Raw genomic sequence first — 15826 nt, 5'->3', positions numbered from 1 at the left:
ATAGGAGTCTCCTATGACCTTTGATTCTCTTCGCGACGTCACCGCCGCAGTACGTGGCCGCGTCTATGCCGCACTGGTGCCGTTGCAGACCGCGCTCGTCGCGTTCGGTGTGCTCAGTGGCGAATCCGCTGCCGTGTGGGTGGCTGCGATCGCGGCTGCCCTGGGCTTCGGCCTGGCCGGCGCGAACAGCACCGCGACATGGCGGACGTGGCTGTACGGCCTGCTGATCCCCGCACAGGCCGTGCTGGTCTACTACGGGGTCGTGGCGGAGAACCAGGCCGCGACCCTGACCACCCTGGTTGTGTCGCTGCTCGGCCTCGGTGTCGCTGCGGCTAAGACTCCAGTCGACTGATCTCGTCGGGGCCGACCACGTCACGGGTCGGCCCTTGGGGAGGTCGTGACATGGAGAAATTTCTACTTCACAGACGTGAGCCGTTCGAGCTGGTGTTTCTGCTCCTGCTCATCGTCAGTGGGATCACACAGCTTGCAACGCGGGCCATTCCAGGGTCCATCGCCGCATTGATGCCGTCGTGGCTGCATGTGGCGTGGCTGGGATTGATGACCTTGGGGGCGGCTGCCGCCTTGTGGGGTGTCTTGATCAAGAACATGGTCAATGGCCTGTTCATCGAGTCCGTCGGGTTGGTGACGGCGGGCATGTCGCTGGTGCTGTACGGGATCGCCCAGCTGATTTTCGGTGGCTTGAACGCGGTATTGCCCGCGTCGATCACGTTCGCCGTGGTGGTGGCTTTCGCGTTCCGGTGGAAGGAACTTCGCCGCGTGATCCGAAAGCTACCGAGGCGGTGAAATGAACGCACAACAGCTGTTCGAAATGCTGGTGTTGCTGACTGGGTCCAGCGCGGCCACAGCAGTCATTACAGGCGTGATGGGGCGCCGGAAGGTCAAGATCGACGCCACTTCTGTCCTGAGTGAGGTGTCGATCAAGCAGGTCGAGGCCATGCAGACGGACCTGACTGAAGCCAAGAACGAACTGCGCCAGTTCAAGGCCGCACTATATGAGCATCAGCGGTGGGACGCGATGGTGATCCAACGCCTGAACCGCTTGGGCGACACGGACATCCCGAACCCGCCTGAACTGTGGGTCTAACCGCGCAGTTTCGCGAGGAACACGCTCAGCCGGGATGGCTTCGATGGGGGAAACCATCCCTGCGCACGGGCAAAATCCCTAGGTGAAGTCCGCCGATCGTGGTGGCGTTCAAGCCACTCGATCAACTCGTCGTATTGGCGGGGGAGCGTGAAACCGACACTTCGGCCGCTCAACCGGTTCCAAATCATCACTTCATCAGCGTCGGGAGGGTCGTCGGCGTCTTGAGCCATGACCTCCATCGTACGTGCACCGCTGGCGCCTGATTGCGGCTTTCCGGCAAGAATCTATAACGCTTCAAGGGGGTGTTCCTTTGACTGCCCCTAATCAACCGGTACCTAACGGTTCACAGGTACCGGGCACTTTCGCTTCGCTTCAGAATGCGACCGCAGAGGATACCCAGGCCGCACTGACGCAGGGCGTGCGGGTGTCGTACGACTCCGCGCAGAACACGCACACCACGAATGTCGTCCAACGGATCGACGGCAACTATGCCTTAGCGCTGGAAGCGCAGGGCTCAGCCGATTCGGCGGTGACGACAGCGCAGGCAGCAGCGAATGCTGCCGCTAACGCTGAAGACCTCGCCGACAAAGCGTACGAGAACGCGTCCTTTTGGATCATCGAGTGCGTCGTCGCGTCCGCCGGTGTGGTGTTGGGTGTCAATGAGCTTCTGCTCGGCCCGGTTTTGAATGTGCCGGACGACCAGGAAGCGATCCTCACCGACATTCATATCGCGTTGCTGAGCCAACCGAACGGAATGACCGTGGAGACGCGGAAATGGAACGCCACCGGCACCGCATGGACCACGGTCACATCAACGGTTATGGGCGCCAATGAGACGCGCCGGAACGTCCCGCTGCTGTCAGAACCAGTCCTAGATAAAGAGCGGTTCTACTACTCCGTCACATCGGTGACTGGGTCGATTGCGCCTCAAGTATTGCAGATAGCGGTTGCGGGTGTGTTCATCCCCGCTGGAGGGTGAAATGAAAGTCTTCGAATGCATTGCCGCGGGCGGCACCTATGTGTCTACGCCGATTATCCAACCGAACCGGACCGCTTTGTGGTGCGCCGCATTTGATGTCGATTCACTTGACGACTTGTTCGACATGACACCCGCCGACCACGCCATCCCCGTCCTCGACGCCGCCATTGCGCGCTTCAACGACGATCCCGAATCGCTGCGACCCCTTGTCGCGGCGGATGACCCTATCGGTTTGCGCGGCAACAGGAAAGCCCTCATCGGCATTCGCACATTCCTGGCGCACAACGGCGGCACCATCTCCGGCGCCGTCGAACAAGAGGTGGTAATACAGTGACGCAGATTTTCGAGCAAGTCTCCAGCACAGGCACCTACGTTCAGATCGTCGCCGTTCGGGAGCCGTACAACGGCAACCTGTACCGCGCTGCTTTCGGCGTAACAACGCTGGACGGAATGTTCGACATGGCCGCCGCAGAGGACGCGCTGCCGATCCTCGATGCCGCTATCGCGGTAATGGATGCGAACAAGGCGACGTGGAAGTACACCTACACAGATCCAGCGGACCCCTCACCGGTCGGGGTCAAATACAACCGGATGCGAAATGTCATCGCGGGCATGCGCAACTTCTGTGCCACGCAGGGCGGGACGGTGAATGGAGCTTTCACTGACCCCGTGAACCCATGAGCTTTCTGATCCGACGTAATCTGCCGCTGGCTTGGGCCGGATGGTACGACAGTTTCGACCGCGCCATCGAAAACCCCGTGAAGCGGCCATGGGTACACCTCGGCGACGGCACGGTCGCCGACATCAACAGCTCGCACGAACTGCACATCCCACAAAACTTCGGCACCGTCAACGGCGGCGGCGAAAGCTACGAGTTCCAGCCATTCACACCGAACTGGGGCCTCGAATACGAGGTGTGGTTCCCCGTCGAGGGCCTGGCCGCGCAATCACTCGCGGTCTACTTCACAGACTCATGGTCGAAAATCGGTGGCACCTTCCTCAACTGCGTCGGCATCCGACTGATGCACGCCCCCGCCATCGGCGGCGACGTCATCCAGTACGTCGAATTCGAAAACGTCATGACCGTCACCGGCACCCCCTTCCAATGGTCCAGCCCGGTCGGCTATTTCGGCAACAGCATCACCCTAAAGCTCTGGATCGAAAACGACGAATGGGTCCAAGTTTGGCTCAACAACATCTACGTCGGCAGCAAAATGATAAGCCCCGCCTTCAAGCTCGGGCCTGGCCGCAGGTGTGTGCGGTTCCTCAACGGCGCCTTATGTGATGCGTGGATTCGCTGGATCGACCACTACGACCGCACCAGTTCCCTGCCACCGAAAACGGTGTGGAGTTCACTCTTCTACGACGACTTCAACCGAACCGATGGCGCGGCCGGTAACGGGTGGACACAAATCGGGACCGACGCCGCCATTCAAAGCAACTCGTGGTCGACTACAGGCACAACTGATGGCTCTCGCGGTCTGATCCGCGATACCGCAGTCACATCCGGCAAAGTGCGGATAGAAGCGACCGTCGGCGGCAACCTCGGCCCCAACGGAAACGCCGACTCAGGTTTGGTGCTCTGCTCCAACGCGGCAGGAACACAAGGACTGTCCGCGAACATCTTCAGCAACAAAGTCTACCTCAGCCGCTTCTCAACAGCGTTGTCGAGCAACCCGCCCACATTCTCGGACTTCGATTCCGTGACCAGCGGTGTCACTGTCTCCAGCGGCGATGTCCTCGCGTTCTCCGTTCACGACGGCATTGCCTGGCTCGAAAAGAACGGCACCCCGTTCCTGTACGCCGGAAACGTTCACGCCGTCGTTCCCGCCTCGAATACGTACGCGGGCCTCCGAGTCGAACGCGCCTCATCAAGCAACTCGAACAGCTGGAACGACGTCCGCATCTACTCCGGCGTCTAACGCCCAACCAGGGGGTTCCCCATGACCATCGGGGCTAAGCCGCTCGTCGAAACACTCGTCTTGGTGGCCGGTCAAGATTTCGTCCACGACATATATCCGATGGCTGGTGAAGAAATCCCCACCGGCACCAGCGCGGAAATCATCTTCTACGACATGGCCGGAGACGTCATCGGCACATGGGCCGCGACTGTCACACCGTATTCGATTAGTTGGAATGTGTCCTACGCGCTCGCGGACACCATTTCTATCCCGGCCCGTTTCCGGCTCTACGTCCATTACTCGGACGGCAAAGACTTTTGCTGGTATCAGGGCTCAGTAGCCCGCGAAGGATAGTGCACAATGGCTTTACCTAACGCAACAAAGCAGGCCGCCGCAGACGGCGTCAAAGGCATCGCTACCGGGCCGTGGGTTTCCCTGCACACCGCCGACCCTGGAACTACCGGCGCCAACGAAGCAACCGGTGCCCCCTATGCGCGGGTGCAAGCAACGTGGGTTTCCGGAACCACGGGCGTGCTGACCGCGGCACTGGTGTCCGTTCCCGCACCAGCAGGCACCTACACTCACGGTGGACTGTGGACCGCAAGCTCAGGCGGCACGTTCATCGGCGGCAACGCTTTGAGCCCGTCGGTCACTCTCGGCGGTCCGGGCAGCATCAACGTCACCCCCAGCTACACGCAGAGCTGACCATGGGGCTGCCTCGCCGCCCTTGGTCGCGGGCATCGCTTCCGGGCGCATCACGCGCCACCGCCTCACTTCCGCAAGGCACCACCGCCCGCGTGCCCGACAGCTTGTCCTACACCCCACCGCCACACAGGCACCTGGTGTTGACCGGCGCCGGCGCGCTGGGTTTCACCTCAGCTGCGAATGCCGGCCTGCCCGTAACAGGCGAAGGTGCTGTGGCGTTCGCCGCGACCACTGCGAACACGTCTTTGAATCTGTCGTCTGAAGCGTTCCTCATGTTCGGCTACGACACCGAACTTCGCGCGGCCGGCACGGGCACTGTGGCGTTCACTACGGCCCCGACTGTCACCGACGATCTGGTGGGCGCGGGAACTCTCAGCTTGCCCGCCGCACCTGCATCGCCGCTCGCCTTGCCTGGCTCTGGCGCTTTGGCGATGGCAGCGGCACCCGCCCCCGCTCTGACTCTCACGGGCACAGGCACGTTGAGTTTTGTGGCTGCGCCGTCGTTCTCGCCGATGGGCATGGATAAGAGCGGCACGTTCGCGGTGACCAGCAATACGACCGCACTGGTCACTGGCTGGGCGGCGCGCTCGGGATATCCGGGCACGGTCATCACCAGCAATGCGCTGGTGTCGGACGGCCCGTCGAATGTGATTGTGCATTGCAAGGTCACGCTGACTGGTGCGTGGAGCAATTCAACTGCGCTGACGTTGCGCGTTCTGAAGAACGGCACGCAGATCGCTTCGACGACTATCCCGTTCAACGGCACAACGGTGACGTTCTCACCGATCTCCACAAGTTTGGTATCGGGCGACACGATCTCGTTGCAGTATTCGTGCCCATTCGGCGCCAGCGGAACGGTGCAGTCCGGTTCAACGAACACCCACCTCTATTACGACGCCGCCTAATTCCCCTTAGGAGGGGATTTGACGACTCCACTTTTCAACCCGCCCCCGGTGCACGCGCTGCCGGTGTCGTGGCATGGCGACTTGGTCATAAATTTTGAAAACGTCGACCCGAATAGTGCGGATCCCGAGAACCCGACACTGCTCGACTACGACGCGGGCGTGACCGGCTACCTGGATTTGCGCACCTCCACCCCGCAACGGTTCCCGGCGGACATCACGGGCAGCAACGCCGTCGTCCGGATCGAATCGGAGGTCGCGGACGAGCTGAACAATGGCACGTTGTACGCGTTCATCCTGTCGTATCCGGGCTCGCCGACCACCGAAATCGTTGTAGTCAACGGCAAAATTCAACGGTTCGACGGACAGGCGGTCACCTGATGGCCTCTGTCACTATCCGGGTATCGGCGCCGACGGCGACGGTTACGCAACCGGGGCAGTCGGCGACGATCAACCCGTCCGACGGCAGCCGCGTGGTCGTTGTAGCGACTCCTGGACCGCCTGGACCTCCGGGGGAAATCGACCCCGCCGACATGAATCAAATTGCCGACGACGCGACTGCGCAGGTTCTCGAAGACCTGGAACCGCCCGTCACCCTCTCTTTGCTGTTTGAAAACGGCCTTGCCTGAAGGAATAACGCATGTCCCTGGTAACCCAGGTCTCTGACCTCGCCACCCGTATCGGCACCGAGATCAAAGCCGTCCGCAGCGAGGTCGCGACCAAGACCGGCAACCTCGCCAGTCTGACCACGACCGACAAGTCGAATCTTGTCGCCGCGATCAACGAAGTCCAATCCGAAGTCGGCGGAGGCGGCGCAACCAACCTGGCCGCGACCCTCTCGTCCACGCAAACGGTCATCACGTCCGACACCGGCACAGACGCCACCATCCCGGCAGTCGACGGAACCAATGCGGGTGTCATGACGCCCACGATGAAGTCGAAGCTCGACGGCATCGAAACCGCCGCTGACGTGACGGACGCCGGCAACGTAGGTTCGTCCATTCATGGCGTCTCGACGAAGGCGACGCCGGTCAACGCGGACGCCATTCCCCTGATCGACAGTGAAGCGTCGAATGTCCTCAAGAAGATCACCTATCAGAATCTGTCGACTGCCGTCGCCGCGCTGATCGTCGATTCGGCGCCCGGCACGTTGGACACGCTCAACGAGTTGGCTGCGGCGTTGGGTGATGACGCGAACTTCGCCACGACTGTCAGCGGGGATCTTGCCAACCGCGTGCGGGTCGACACAGCTGCACAGGGCCTGAACGGAACCCAGAAGGGAAACGCCCGCACGAACATCGACGTGTACTCGACTACGGAGATCGGCAGCCCCACCACTGACTTCGTCGCGGTGTTCGAGGCCGGACTGGTGTAACCATGTCCCTCGCATCGCAAGTTAGTCTACTTGCCGGACGGATTGCCACCGAGTTCAACTCTATTCGCACAGCCTTGGCGGCGAAGGCGAATACCAACGACGCGCGCTTCACAGACGCTCGCACACCCGCCGCGAATACAGTTCCTTGCGACTTCGTTTTCGTGGCGATCAGCCCAGGTACCGTCCGGTCGACTACCGAGGATTGGACTGTCGGCCAGTATGTCGGCCGAGCGTTCACCTTGACCAAAGTGGTGTACCAGTTCGAAACGGCAGACGGCAGCGGCAACACGTCGGCAGAAGTCACACGGAATGGTTCTCAAGTTGCCAGCTCCAATGTGACCGTGTCGGCGGCGAACCAGGTCGACGGCACCAGCACGGAAACGGCCCGTACAGCCAACCCGAGCCAGTCGTTCGCGGTCGGCGACCGTATCAATCTGGCCTGCACTGCGGTAGGAACTAGCCCAGGCAAAGGGTTGCGAGCATATTTGTTCGGGACGTGGAACTGATGCACCTGTTGAGGAGTCCTAGAGACCCGTCGTATTGGTCTGATGATTTCAATCGAGCCGACGGCCCATTGGATCTGACGGTATACGACTACTACACTGGCGGTACATATCTCAACATTCAGCCCAGAGTGTTGAGCAACGCGTGCAAAGCCCCAGATCCAGGCGCTGGCACGGTCCTCGGAAAAACAGCACCCAAAATTCTGTTCCCAGGTTACAACCACCGCGTGGAATTCACGCCTATCGAGGCTGCCAATGCAGTAGCCCAGTCGGGTCTGATCTGCCGCATGACGAATGACGGTTCAAAAACGATGAACCTGAACATCGTAGACGCCTCCCACGCAGGTATCTCCAACTTCGATGGAGTTGTTCCAACCAACCGCACGTCGTATGACCGGACGCTGTGCGAAGTCGGCGATCGGTACGGATTCGAAGTGTACGGCAACGAATACGTGGCCTACCGGTTGCATGCTGGTAAGCGGCTGAATCTCACAGCCTACATTGATACCGGCTATGCTCTGGTGCCGCAGGCGTCGCAGCGGTTCGGATTCTATGCGATTTCAGCGAACTCCGGAGGCACGAAGTACTACGGCCCCGCCTTCGAAGACTTCGAAGCCTGGGACCTGCCCGACCGTGCGACGGGTGCATTCATCGAATCCGGGCTACAGAAGAACGGATCAACTCAAACATGGCCTACTTCGGCGACATGGGTTGACCTGTCTGGTGTGGTAGCCCATGCGGGGTGTCCCGGTTCCGTGATCGCCAGCAATGGGGTGACGGTTCGCGGGAACAAGGCGGAGGCGAATTTTTACGCCAAGGTCCCGTTCACCGGCGGATCCTTCACCCGCACCCACACTATTCGTATCGTGCGCGTCAGCGATAGCGCAGTCATCGCGACAGGTGCGGGGGTCACGGCGAACGCCGGTTCGTGCCTCTGCGAAGCGGCCGCCGCAGTGGTCGACGGAGAGGTCTACAAGATTCAGATGAACTCGACCGGCACAAGCGCCGGCACGGTTCCCGCCAGCACAGCCCTGCTACAGATCACGTAACGCCGACAAAGACGGCCCCCGACCTTCTCTTGAGGTCGGGGGCCGTCTTTCGGCGTTTCAGGGCTAGGCGAACTACCGCAGTGCCACTTTCGCGCCGCGCGAGAACATGCTGTCGTGCAGCTCCAACGTCGCGGGCACGGCTCCCGGTGGTACATCGAAGACGAGCGTCACGGATACCTTGTTGCCGGGATTGATGTCAACGGACATGTGATCGTTCACGTTGATCTCGGCCATTGAATCGTTGGTGAACTTGCGGCCCTGATCGTCGTACAGAGTTTGGTTGCTGCCAAAGTAGCCGCGGGGGGCGTCGCCGATGTTGCTGACGTTCACGTGCACAAGGATGTACTGCCCTTGCGCGGTCTCGCTCAGGAACTGGTTGTCACCGACAGTCTTGACTGGCGGGTCGACGCGGGTGACGACGAACTCGAATTTGCCGTCCCGGACTGGGGATCCGGCGGGAGCGATGTCAGATTTCGGGGGATCGGCCGGCTTCGGCGGCTGCGGTTCGCCGGCGGGCGCTGGCGGTGCGGCGGCGGGAGGTTCTGGCGCGGCAGGCCGGGTGGTGGACGTTTTGTCGGCGCCTGCGGTTGTAGAGTCGTTGGCTGCGATTCCGGCGATGCCGAAGCAGCCTCCGCAGAGCAGAATCATGCCGCCGATGAGAATCCACGGCCAGACGGCTGACTTTTTGGGCGGTTGGGGCGGCCCGTATCCGGGTGGGGGCGGGAATCCGGGCGGGGGAGGGAAGCCCGGTTGCTGAAACCCTGGCTGCTGCTGATACCCCGGCGGCGGCGTTCCTTGCGTTGGGTAGCCGGGGCCGGTATTGGGTCCGGGGTATGGCGGCGGCGGTTGGGACACGGGTGACCCCCTGCGGTGGTTGTAGTTGATTGATCAATCGCTTCAGCCGGGACGCCGTTACGAAGCTCTCAGATCGTATCGGTGTGGCATGACGGCCGGAAGGGTATAGATCACGTCCCGCAAGGTCTGTTTCGCGCCCGCCTCGACATGACGATGCCCCCGCAGTGTTGCGGGGGCATCGTTGCTGTCCCTACAGGTGGATGCTGCGGCGGCCGATGGTCGCGGTGAAGGCGTCCCAGGCGGCGGCGTTAAAGACGAGCGCAGGACCAGCGAGGTTCTTGGAGTCACGCACGCCGACGTAACCACTATCCAGGAACGCTACTTCTAGACAGGCGGTGGCGTCCTGGCTGTAACTGCTCTTGAACCATTCGGCGCCGCTGAGATCAACGCTCATCGAGAACCCTCCGCACTCGCAACGATGTTGATTCCCCAGTTTACGGCGGCAGGGTGACAGATCGTGGAAATACAAGGTGCCCCCGCAGATTCGCGAGGGCACCCATTGTTCGGGGCTCCTAGGCCACTTGGGTGAACTCGCCGCCAGCAATGTCGGTGGCGAACCCATCCCACGCGCTCGGGTCGAACACCAGCGCCGGACCAGCGGGGTTCTTGCTATCCCGCACGCCGACGTGGCCGCCATCCAGCCAGGCGACTTCTACACACTCTTGGCTGCCTGAGCTGTGGCTGCTCTTGAACCACTTCGCCCCCGACAGGTCGATACTCACCGGGTCAACTCCTCTGCTATTTGGTGGATGAGCTGGTGGCTAGCCTTCTCATCCAGCGCCGCACGCTGGATCTCAGCGTACGCGGTGCGGTATGGGGCAACCTTCTCCGCCGTATCGAGGTAGGCGGCTCCGGTGAACCCCTGGATGTACACCGTAGATGGCTCGGTCAACTCCGTCGTCGGGTGCGGCGGGAAGTCGAGCAGAATGAACGGTCCGGTGATCGTGCCCACGTGCATGCCGACACTGAAGGGCACGACCCGGATTGTGACGTTCGGAAGGTGATCGGTCTTGACGAGGTGCAGCATCTGATCGGACATGACTTCAGCTGGCCCCGCCGCGCGACGCAGTACCGCCTCATCGAGCAAGACGCTGAGACGAATCGGATGCTTCGTGCTTGTCAAACGTTCGACTCGTTTGGTGTGCAACTCGATTCGTCGCTCAACTTCCGCCGTTGCCATGGCCGGAAACTCGGTCCAGATGATTTGGCGCCGATACTCAGGGGTTTGCAGTAGTCCTGGCAGTAGCGACGGGTGATACGCCCTGAACGACTCGGCCGCGTCTTCGAGCCCCATGTAGAGGTCGAAGTGCGGCGGGATCTGCTCGTCGTACTGATGCCACCAGGTGATAGCGCTGGCGTCCTCGGCTTCCTGGTGTAGTTGGCGGACACGTTTGGCTTGCTCGTCGGTGAGTCGGTAGAGCTTGCAGAGGGCGTCGATGTACACCTTCTTCAAGATGACGTTCTGCCCGGTCTCCATGCGCCAGATCGTCTGCGCCCCAACCTGAAGCTCGCGGGCGGCCTTGGCTTGGCTGACGTCGGCCGCGATGCGGTACTGCTTCAGTAATCGTCCGAGCATGCGCCGTGGCACGGTCGATCCTGTGGTGGTGGTCATCCCCTCGCCCCTTTAGCGTGTGTGCATTTTTGGAATGGTTCTGTGCTCGTCATTTGGAAGACACGCCTGTTTCGTGGAAAACATCTGATTGGAGTATTCCACGAGCCCCCCCGTCCGTGTCTACTAGGAAGTGGCACTAGATGGCCACGCAGCCTCGCCCCTCCTCGTGGGCCTGGCTAGCCGCGAGACATCAAGGGGGCGGCAGCGTCTGGCCGTTCAACTCCCGGCCCCGCCATCTAGTGCCCCTCAACGAAGGGAGACCGGACATGGCGACGCGAAAAGCGGTGCTCTACCTGGTAGAAGGGTTGAGCGGCAGGGCTGAGGTGGAACTCGGCGCGCTAGCGAGAGACACGGCAAAGACTCACCACCTGGAGTTCGATCGTATCCTCGCCGTGCCCAACACCAACTCCGAATCGCTGCGATCCGCTCTGTATTGGGTCGAGTTGCATGACACCGCATGCATGCTGATCCCGACATTGAAGCACCTGCCAGGCCGTGATGTCGCCCCCGTGCTGCGGCTGTGCGACCTGATCACCCTGTACCCGCTGGCCTCCTACAGCCGACGCATCCCGGCGGGCGCGCGATGATCGAGACAGACGCGGTGATCTTCGTCGACGCGGGCGCGAAAGGAGCAAGCGGCAACACTGTTGGCGCGTTGACCGAAGCCGCCCACAACCTCGCGTTCGAACGCAACTGGGCCGTCTGGGAAACCTTCGTGCTCCGGCCAGGAAGCGAGAACGCCTTCCAGCTGATGATGAACTACATTCGCCGCGAGACCATCCAAGTCGTCATCGTCCCCCATGTCGGACATATCCGACTCGATGAAGCGCTGGACGTTTGCGATGTCATCGACGCGGAATCCCGTGTTGTATACCGCCGCCATCCGCAGCCGAGCCGAGCAACGCCGTTGCGGTCCGTGCAGGCGTCATAGAGCTTCCCGCCTTGAGGGCTGGTTCCCGAGGCGGGTTAAGAGGAGGCCCCTGGGGTGCGGCGCCGGTCCACAACCCTTGCCGACACTCCGGGGACCTCCGCAAATTCTTGGCGACACGACCGGCTTCCAGAGTTGCTGAACAGCAGATTCTGCGAGTCTGGGAGCGACATGTCACCAGAGAAAGGGCACCCACGATGGGCAGCATCCGCAAGATGAGCAAAGCCGAGCTGCGTGAGCACGAACGCAATCAGCACGCACCTGAGTTCCTGGAATGGCTGGCAGGTGGTGACGCCGCGCTCGCCACATTTTTTGCCGAGAATGCACCCGAGATCGGCGCTTTGGCGGATCCGTGGACGCGGGAAGGGCTGCGACTGTTGGGCGCGAACCTTCGTGCCCGTTTCGGGGATGCGCTGGAGGCTTTGAAGGACCCCGCCAACCGGGAGACGGTTGACCGCTACCGGCGCTACCTCGGCGAGGTGTATTGCCGCACCGTGGAAGCCGAGTGGCGCAACGTCCCGTCCAACGGTCCAGGCGATCCGATGTGGCCGGTACTGGCGTTCTCCTTTCGCGCCCTCTACCTCGATCCGCGTAGTCAGTTGTACGGCGCATTTCGGAAGTCGACGAAGAAGCTGACTGTGCACCCCGACGGTGAAATCGCCTGGGTGTACGGCAATGCAGTGGAGGACTACGTCGAGTGGGTCGCGGCGGGTCGTCTGGAAGGCGCCGTGTGGCAGCAGAGGAAGTTGGACCAGCTCTTGAGTCAAGCTCAAGAGCCTGACATGTAGAAGGATGTCATGGGGGATGTAGATAAGCCGGATGATCTGGGGTCGTCCGAGCGTGAGCAGTATCTGCGGTATGTGGAGGGGAAGATCGCGCGCGGGGAGATCCCTCGGACGCCTGATCAGTGGCGTGAGGTGTCTGCGTACTTCCGAACCTTGTACCTGCATGGCCGGGCGGTTGAACGCGGCTTGGATGTAGTGTTCGGGCTCCCGCAGAAGGGGTTTGAAGCCGAAGTCCCTTACAAAGATGAGCAAGGCAACAAGATACGTGTAGACCGCTACCTTGCTGAGGAAAAGGCCATCGACGGCGTCGCGCAGAACATTGAGGCGAAGGCAGGCCAGTTCGGCAAGGACCGAGACCTCCGTCAACTGGCCGCCTACGCGCAGAAACTGCGTGATGGCGAGGTGGTCCGGTATTTCACACGCGAGGCTCGCGAAGACCGCATCTCGCCGCAAGCGAAAGCACTGATGGCGCAGCTGAAGAAAGACTTTCCGGATCGCTTCATTGTCATGAAGGCGAACGAGAAAGTGTTCGGCCGGATCCTGGAGGCCGGCACGCGAGCTGTGGCGAAGGAGCAGCAGCAGAAGCTCCAAAACAACTTGGAGCGAATCCCGGCGCGGGAGGTCGACCCGCTGAGTGTGGAACAGCTCGCGAAGGACTACTTGCTCGACATCGAGAAGGGTCAGGTGCTGGGGCAGCCGATCGGTATCGATCAGTTGCGGTTCATGCATGAGGCGTTGCGTGACATGGACGTGGTCCAGGCGAAGTTCGACCTGGAGCAGGCGGACCGGGACCGTCAAGCGCTCGGGTTGCGGTTCCATGAGTCGCGCGAGGTTGAGCAGTTCTTGGGGCAGATAGCCGAAGACAAGCATCTTGACCGCGCCACGGCGATCGACAAGATCACGCACGAGTTGATCGATCGGGAGCGCGAAGAACTCGGGAAGGCGACCGCGGAGGTCGTGGCGCAGATCGCAGACGCCCGAGAGCAAGGTGTCACTCTGGATTTGGATCAGTTGAAGCAGCAGCATATTGCGTTGGGGAACGCTTTGGGCGCTGTCCAGAAGATGGAGCGGGGCCTTTTCGAGGACATCGCAAAGGATGTGCCAGAGAAGGAAGCGAAGGAATGGCTTCTGGCAATGGACATCATCCAGAAGGACCGCGACTATCCCACGTCTCAGGGAATCGAGCAGATTGCCGAAGCCACTGAGCGGGAAGAGAAGGCGCGGAAGGACGCTGCGGGAGCCGAGAAGGCGCAGCGGGAAGCCAAGGTGCAGCGCGAGGCTCACCAACGGGATACCGATCGTCTTCCATCCGAGGTGGCGAAGCTTTTGCAGGCGGGCCAGGCGCAGGCCCCGGCGGCCGCAGTGCAGCACCGTCCGGATGAAGACACTCCGCGGGTGCAGCGCGGCCACGGATACGGGGGTTCCGGAGCGTGACCGGGGGCCTACGCGGGACCGGTGACGAACTCTTCTCCGGGTCCGTGAGCTGGCATTACCGCTTGCGAAGTGTGTGCTATACGACGTAGCGTGTAGGAAACGCTACAGAAGGATCGGCTATGTCCATTGGAACGCAACAGCGGTGGCTCAACCGCCATGAAGTCGCCGCCATCACGGGTTTCGCACCCAAGACTCTGGAGAACTGGGCGCAGATGCAGCCACCCAAAGGGCCGCGTTGCTTCAAAGTCGCCAACCGGTACCGGTACCTGCTGGAAGACGTCCGCGAATGGCAAGCCCAACAGCAGCACGCGGCGGCGTAGCCGATGGCGCAGGAAGCGTTGGAGCCCGGTGCGTTACCGCCTCCGACCAAGCTCAACCCCGTCAAGGGTGCGGACGGGATCTGGCGGCTCGACCGAATCCGCCACCGTGCGTTCAACGGCTCCTATGTGCGCAGCAGCGGTAGCGGACGCACCCGCAAAGAGTGCCTGGCCGACTGGGAGCAGGCGTTCGAACGCAACCGTCGCAAAGGAAGCGCCAGCACCGTCAACGGTGGCGGCGGTCTCCAGTCGCTGAAACTGTCGGACAAGATGTCGAAGGCATTCGACCTCTACTACACACAGCAGGAGAAGAAAGCGGCAGCGGAGAAGATCACCGAACAGTCGCTGACGACCTACCATCGCGCGATCTACGTCGGGGATGGGCAGAACGCGAAAGCCGACGCTATCAAGCTGATCAAGACACTCGGCGGGCTGTCCATCGGCGAGGTGGGCAAACCCGCGTATCTCGCGGACTACCTGGAGGGCATGGCTGAGCAGTGGCCGGGGATCGCGGGCCACCACTACACGGTCCTGTCCGGCACGTTCAAGATGCTCACCCTCGCCGGCCTGTTCGACTACTCCCCGATGCTTCCGGTGCCGCGGCCGATGTCCGGCGGCGGTAAGCAGCGGGCATTGACCGCGCAGGAGCGCGACGAGCTGTATCGGGTGGTGGTGACGCGTCAGGGCCGCGCGAAGTATCTGCTGCCGCTGGTGCTGCTACTGCTGGGCACGGGGATGCGTCCCGGTGAGGCGTTGGCGGTGCGCTGGTGTGATGTGGCGGGCTTGGACGATGAATCTTTGGCGAACGCGACGTTGCATGTGTGCGGCACGATGGTGGCCCGCAAGGGCTCCTATGTGCGTCAGCCTTACCGCAAGTCCGCGAAGAAGGGGAAGGTGGCGAATGACTTCTATGTGATGTTGCCGAAGTGGTTGACGGGTGTGCTGCGGGACTGGAAGCAGCAGGTCGGCGATGCCCCAGCGGACGGGGAGTTGTTCCTTTCATTGCAGGGGCGTGTGGTGCGGTTGAGTACCGCGGATACGGCGTTGCTGGAGGCCAGGAAGGGGACGTCAGTGCACTGGGTTCAGTTCGGCAACCTCCGGGATACTGTGGCGACGCATGTGACCGGGAAGACCGGCGATCCGACGCGCGCGAGTGCTCAGTTGGGGCACTCGGAGGGGGCGTCGGTGGCTACTCGTCACTACATTGATGAGGCGGGGTATACGCACCCCGCGGTCGACAACGCGGATGTTCTAGAGTCGCTGGCGCCGACCAATCTTGGAGCAAAACTGGAATGAGGGTCGGATGGGTTTGGTTGGGTTGGTTCCTGAGCTGCAAGTTAGGGTCTAAATCGTGCAGAGATGGCGAAGTCTCGACG

At 61.6% G+C, this 15826-nt stretch carries 26 protein-coding genes; 21 read left to right on the top strand and 5 right to left on the bottom strand.

Annotation, left to right across the window (positions count from 1 at the left end; translation table 11 throughout):
* Positions 1–13: 13 nt before the first annotated feature.
* The 3 genes from ACFU5M_RS24070 to ACFU5M_RS24060 are packed head-to-tail and all read left to right on the top strand — an operon-like array spanning position 14 to position 1105.
* Positions 14–352, top strand: coding sequence for a hypothetical protein (locus ACFU5M_RS24070; protein WP_379052802.1), 339 nt, complete (start codon positions 14–16; stop codon positions 350–352).
* A 50-nt stretch (positions 353–402) separates the two neighbouring features.
* Entirely contained in the window at positions 403–804 is a 402-nt protein-coding gene (locus ACFU5M_RS24065) for a hypothetical protein (RefSeq protein WP_379052801.1), read from the top strand.
* A gap of 1 nt (position 805) precedes the next feature.
* Positions 806–1105, top strand: a complete 300-nt coding sequence (locus ACFU5M_RS24060; RefSeq protein WP_379052800.1) for a hypothetical protein — start codon at positions 806–808, stop codon at positions 1103–1105.
* On the opposite strand, the gene ACFU5M_RS24055 is transcribed toward ACFU5M_RS24060, so the two are convergent.
* Complete coding sequence (locus ACFU5M_RS24055; protein WP_379052798.1) at positions 1102–1335, bottom strand: hypothetical protein; 234 nt, start codon at positions 1333–1335, stop codon at positions 1102–1104. The genes ACFU5M_RS24060 and ACFU5M_RS24055 overlap by 4 nt on opposite strands.
* Before the next feature lie 194 nt (positions 1336–1529).
* Between ACFU5M_RS24055 and ACFU5M_RS24050 the strand changes: the two genes are divergently transcribed.
* The 12 genes from ACFU5M_RS24050 to ACFU5M_RS23995 all read left to right on the top strand — a co-directional run bounded on the left by ACFU5M_RS24050 (position 1530) and on the right by ACFU5M_RS23995 (position 8519).
* Complete coding sequence (locus ACFU5M_RS24050; protein ID WP_379052797.1) at positions 1530–2084, top strand: hypothetical protein; 555 nt, start codon at positions 1530–1532, stop codon at positions 2082–2084.
* Position 2085: 1 nt separating this feature from the next.
* Positions 2086–2418, top strand: coding sequence for a hypothetical protein (locus ACFU5M_RS24045; protein WP_379052796.1), 333 nt, complete (start codon positions 2086–2088; stop codon positions 2416–2418).
* Positions 2415–2765, top strand: coding sequence for a hypothetical protein (locus ACFU5M_RS24040; protein WP_379052794.1), 351 nt, complete (start codon positions 2415–2417; stop codon positions 2763–2765). The genes ACFU5M_RS24045 and ACFU5M_RS24040 overlap by 4 nt, the downstream gene beginning before the upstream one ends.
* Positions 2762–4006, top strand: a complete 1245-nt coding sequence (locus ACFU5M_RS24035; RefSeq protein WP_379052793.1) for a hypothetical protein — start codon at positions 2762–2764, stop codon at positions 4004–4006. The genes ACFU5M_RS24040 and ACFU5M_RS24035 overlap by 4 nt, the downstream gene beginning before the upstream one ends.
* 21 nt (positions 4007–4027) lie before the next feature.
* The gene (locus ACFU5M_RS24030) at positions 4028–4339 is read left to right on the top strand and encodes a hypothetical protein (protein WP_379052791.1); all 312 of its coding nucleotides are present in this window, start codon (positions 4028–4030) and stop codon (positions 4337–4339) included.
* A 6-nt stretch (positions 4340–4345) separates the two neighbouring features.
* Complete coding sequence (locus tag ACFU5M_RS24025; protein ID WP_379052789.1) at positions 4346–4690, top strand: hypothetical protein; 345 nt, start codon at positions 4346–4348, stop codon at positions 4688–4690.
* Between the two features lie 92 nt (positions 4691–4782).
* The gene (locus tag ACFU5M_RS24020) at positions 4783–5595 is read left to right on the top strand and encodes a hypothetical protein (RefSeq protein ID WP_379052787.1); all 813 of its coding nucleotides are present in this window, start codon (positions 4783–4785) and stop codon (positions 5593–5595) included.
* A gap of 18 nt (positions 5596–5613) precedes the next feature.
* Positions 5614–5973 (top strand): hypothetical protein, encoded by a 360-nt coding sequence (locus ACFU5M_RS24015; protein ID WP_379052786.1) that lies wholly within the window; start codon positions 5614–5616, stop codon positions 5971–5973.
* Positions 5973–6221 carry a hypothetical protein gene (locus ACFU5M_RS24010; RefSeq protein WP_379052784.1) on the top strand — a complete coding sequence of 83 codons (249 nt, stop codon included), beginning with the start codon at positions 5973–5975 and terminating at the stop codon, positions 6219–6221. The genes ACFU5M_RS24015 and ACFU5M_RS24010 overlap by 1 nt, the downstream gene beginning before the upstream one ends.
* A gap of 11 nt (positions 6222–6232) precedes the next feature.
* Positions 6233–6967 (top strand): hypothetical protein, encoded by a 735-nt coding sequence (locus ACFU5M_RS24005; protein ID WP_379052783.1) that lies wholly within the window; start codon positions 6233–6235, stop codon positions 6965–6967.
* A 2-nt stretch (positions 6968–6969) separates the two neighbouring features.
* Positions 6970–7473, top strand: coding sequence for a hypothetical protein (locus tag ACFU5M_RS24000; RefSeq protein ID WP_379052781.1), 504 nt, complete (start codon positions 6970–6972; stop codon positions 7471–7473).
* Positions 7464–8519, top strand: a complete 1056-nt coding sequence (locus ACFU5M_RS23995; protein ID WP_379052780.1) for a hypothetical protein — start codon at positions 7464–7466, stop codon at positions 8517–8519. The genes ACFU5M_RS24000 and ACFU5M_RS23995 overlap by 10 nt, the downstream gene beginning before the upstream one ends.
* Positions 8520–8591: 72 nt before the next feature.
* Here the strand turns inward: ACFU5M_RS23995 and ACFU5M_RS23990 are convergent, their stop codons facing one another.
* The 4 genes from ACFU5M_RS23990 to ACFU5M_RS23975 all read right to left on the bottom strand — a co-directional run bounded on the left by ACFU5M_RS23990 (position 8592) and on the right by ACFU5M_RS23975 (position 10986).
* Positions 8592–9167: a DUF4352 domain-containing protein gene (locus ACFU5M_RS23990; protein WP_379052778.1), complete on the bottom strand. Its 576-nt coding sequence runs from the start codon at positions 9165–9167 to the stop codon at positions 8592–8594.
* Positions 9168–9564: 397 nt separating this feature from the next.
* Positions 9565–9768, bottom strand: coding sequence for a DUF397 domain-containing protein (locus ACFU5M_RS23985; RefSeq protein ID WP_379052777.1), 204 nt, complete (start codon positions 9766–9768; stop codon positions 9565–9567).
* Between the two features lie 118 nt (positions 9769–9886).
* Positions 9887–10096 carry a DUF397 domain-containing protein gene (locus tag ACFU5M_RS23980; protein ID WP_379052775.1) on the bottom strand — a complete coding sequence of 70 codons (210 nt, stop codon included), beginning with the start codon at positions 10094–10096 and terminating at the stop codon, positions 9887–9889.
* Positions 10093–10986, bottom strand: coding sequence for a helix-turn-helix domain-containing protein (locus ACFU5M_RS23975; protein WP_379052774.1), 894 nt, complete (start codon positions 10984–10986; stop codon positions 10093–10095). Before ACFU5M_RS23975 ends, ACFU5M_RS23980 begins: the two co-directional genes overlap by 4 nt.
* A gap of 266 nt (positions 10987–11252) precedes the next feature.
* Between ACFU5M_RS23975 and ACFU5M_RS23970 the strand changes: the two genes are divergently transcribed.
* The 6 genes from ACFU5M_RS23970 (at position 11253) to ACFU5M_RS23945 (ending at position 15746) form a co-directional block, all read left to right on the top strand.
* A complete protein-coding gene (locus tag ACFU5M_RS23970) occupies positions 11253–11573 on the top strand; it encodes a hypothetical protein (protein ID WP_379052772.1) in 321 nt (106 codons plus the stop codon).
* Positions 11574–11587: 14 nt separating this feature from the next.
* Complete coding sequence (locus ACFU5M_RS23965; RefSeq protein WP_379052771.1) at positions 11588–11917, top strand: hypothetical protein; 330 nt, start codon at positions 11588–11590, stop codon at positions 11915–11917.
* Positions 11918–12129: 212 nt separating this feature from the next.
* Entirely contained in the window at positions 12130–12702 is a 573-nt protein-coding gene (locus ACFU5M_RS23960) for a hypothetical protein (RefSeq protein ID WP_379052769.1), read from the top strand.
* Positions 12703–12711: 9 nt separating this feature from the next.
* Positions 12712–14133, top strand: coding sequence for a hypothetical protein (locus tag ACFU5M_RS23955; protein WP_379052768.1), 1422 nt, complete (start codon positions 12712–12714; stop codon positions 14131–14133).
* 119 nt (positions 14134–14252) lie between these two features.
* Positions 14253–14453 (top strand): helix-turn-helix transcriptional regulator, encoded by a 201-nt coding sequence (locus tag ACFU5M_RS23950; RefSeq protein WP_379052766.1) that lies wholly within the window; start codon positions 14253–14255, stop codon positions 14451–14453.
* A gap of 3 nt (positions 14454–14456) precedes the next feature.
* Positions 14457–15746, top strand: a complete 1290-nt coding sequence (locus ACFU5M_RS23945) for a tyrosine-type recombinase/integrase (protein WP_379052765.1) — start codon at positions 14457–14459, stop codon at positions 15744–15746.
* Positions 15747–15826: the final 80 nt, after the last annotated feature.

Source organism: Nocardia sp. NPDC057455 (genome assembly GCF_042802775.1).
Taxonomy (GTDB): domain Bacteria; phylum Actinomycetota; class Actinomycetes; order Mycobacteriales; family Mycobacteriaceae; genus Nocardia.
Note: the sequence above shows the minus strand (reverse complement) of the source record. Positions and strands in the feature narration are given on the sequence as shown.

Excerpts from the sequence above, each read along its gene's own strand:
- ACFU5M_RS24060 (WP_379052800.1), top strand. The coding sequence starts at position 806 with ATGAACGCACAACAGCTGTTCGAAATGCTGGTGTTGCTGACTGGGTCC.
- ACFU5M_RS23990 (WP_379052778.1), bottom strand. The coding sequence starts at position 9,167 with ATGATTCTGCTCTGCGGAGGCTGCTTCGGCATCGCCGGAATCGCAGCC.
- ACFU5M_RS24000 (WP_379052781.1), top strand. The coding sequence starts at position 6,970 with ATGTCCCTCGCATCGCAAGTTAGTCTACTTGCCGGACGGATTGCCACC.
- ACFU5M_RS24010 (WP_379052784.1), top strand. The coding sequence starts at position 5,973 with ATGGCCTCTGTCACTATCCGGGTATCGGCGCCGACGGCGACGGTTACG.
- ACFU5M_RS23960 (WP_379052769.1), top strand. The coding sequence starts at position 12,130 with ATGAGCAAAGCCGAGCTGCGTGAGCACGAACGCAATCAGCACGCACCT.
- ACFU5M_RS24025 (WP_379052789.1), top strand. The coding sequence starts at position 4,346 with ATGGCTTTACCTAACGCAACAAAGCAGGCCGCCGCAGACGGCGTCAAA.
- ACFU5M_RS23970 (WP_379052772.1), top strand. The coding sequence starts at position 11,253 with ATGGCGACGCGAAAAGCGGTGCTCTACCTGGTAGAAGGGTTGAGCGGC.
- ACFU5M_RS24065 (WP_379052801.1), top strand. The coding sequence starts at position 403 with ATGGAGAAATTTCTACTTCACAGACGTGAGCCGTTCGAGCTGGTGTTT.
- ACFU5M_RS24005 (WP_379052783.1), top strand. The coding sequence starts at position 6,233 with ATGTCCCTGGTAACCCAGGTCTCTGACCTCGCCACCCGTATCGGCACC.
- ACFU5M_RS24045 (WP_379052796.1), top strand. The coding sequence starts at position 2,086 with ATGAAAGTCTTCGAATGCATTGCCGCGGGCGGCACCTATGTGTCTACG.
- ACFU5M_RS23950 (WP_379052766.1), top strand. The coding sequence starts at position 14,253 with ATGTCCATTGGAACGCAACAGCGGTGGCTCAACCGCCATGAAGTCGCC.
- ACFU5M_RS24070 (WP_379052802.1), top strand. The coding sequence starts at position 14 with ATGACCTTTGATTCTCTTCGCGACGTCACCGCCGCAGTACGTGGCCGC.
- ACFU5M_RS23975 (WP_379052774.1), bottom strand. The coding sequence starts at position 10,986 with ATGACCACCACCACAGGATCGACCGTGCCACGGCGCATGCTCGGACGA.
- ACFU5M_RS23985 (WP_379052777.1), bottom strand. The coding sequence starts at position 9,768 with ATGAGCGTTGATCTCAGCGGCGCCGAATGGTTCAAGAGCAGTTACAGC.
- ACFU5M_RS23945 (WP_379052765.1), top strand. The coding sequence starts at position 14,457 with ATGGCGCAGGAAGCGTTGGAGCCCGGTGCGTTACCGCCTCCGACCAAG.
- ACFU5M_RS24055 (WP_379052798.1), bottom strand. The coding sequence starts at position 1,335 with ATGGCTCAAGACGCCGACGACCCTCCCGACGCTGATGAAGTGATGATT.
- ACFU5M_RS24030 (WP_379052791.1), top strand. The coding sequence starts at position 4,028 with ATGACCATCGGGGCTAAGCCGCTCGTCGAAACACTCGTCTTGGTGGCC.
- ACFU5M_RS24035 (WP_379052793.1), top strand. The coding sequence starts at position 2,762 with ATGAGCTTTCTGATCCGACGTAATCTGCCGCTGGCTTGGGCCGGATGG.
- ACFU5M_RS23955 (WP_379052768.1), top strand. The coding sequence starts at position 12,712 with ATGGGGGATGTAGATAAGCCGGATGATCTGGGGTCGTCCGAGCGTGAG.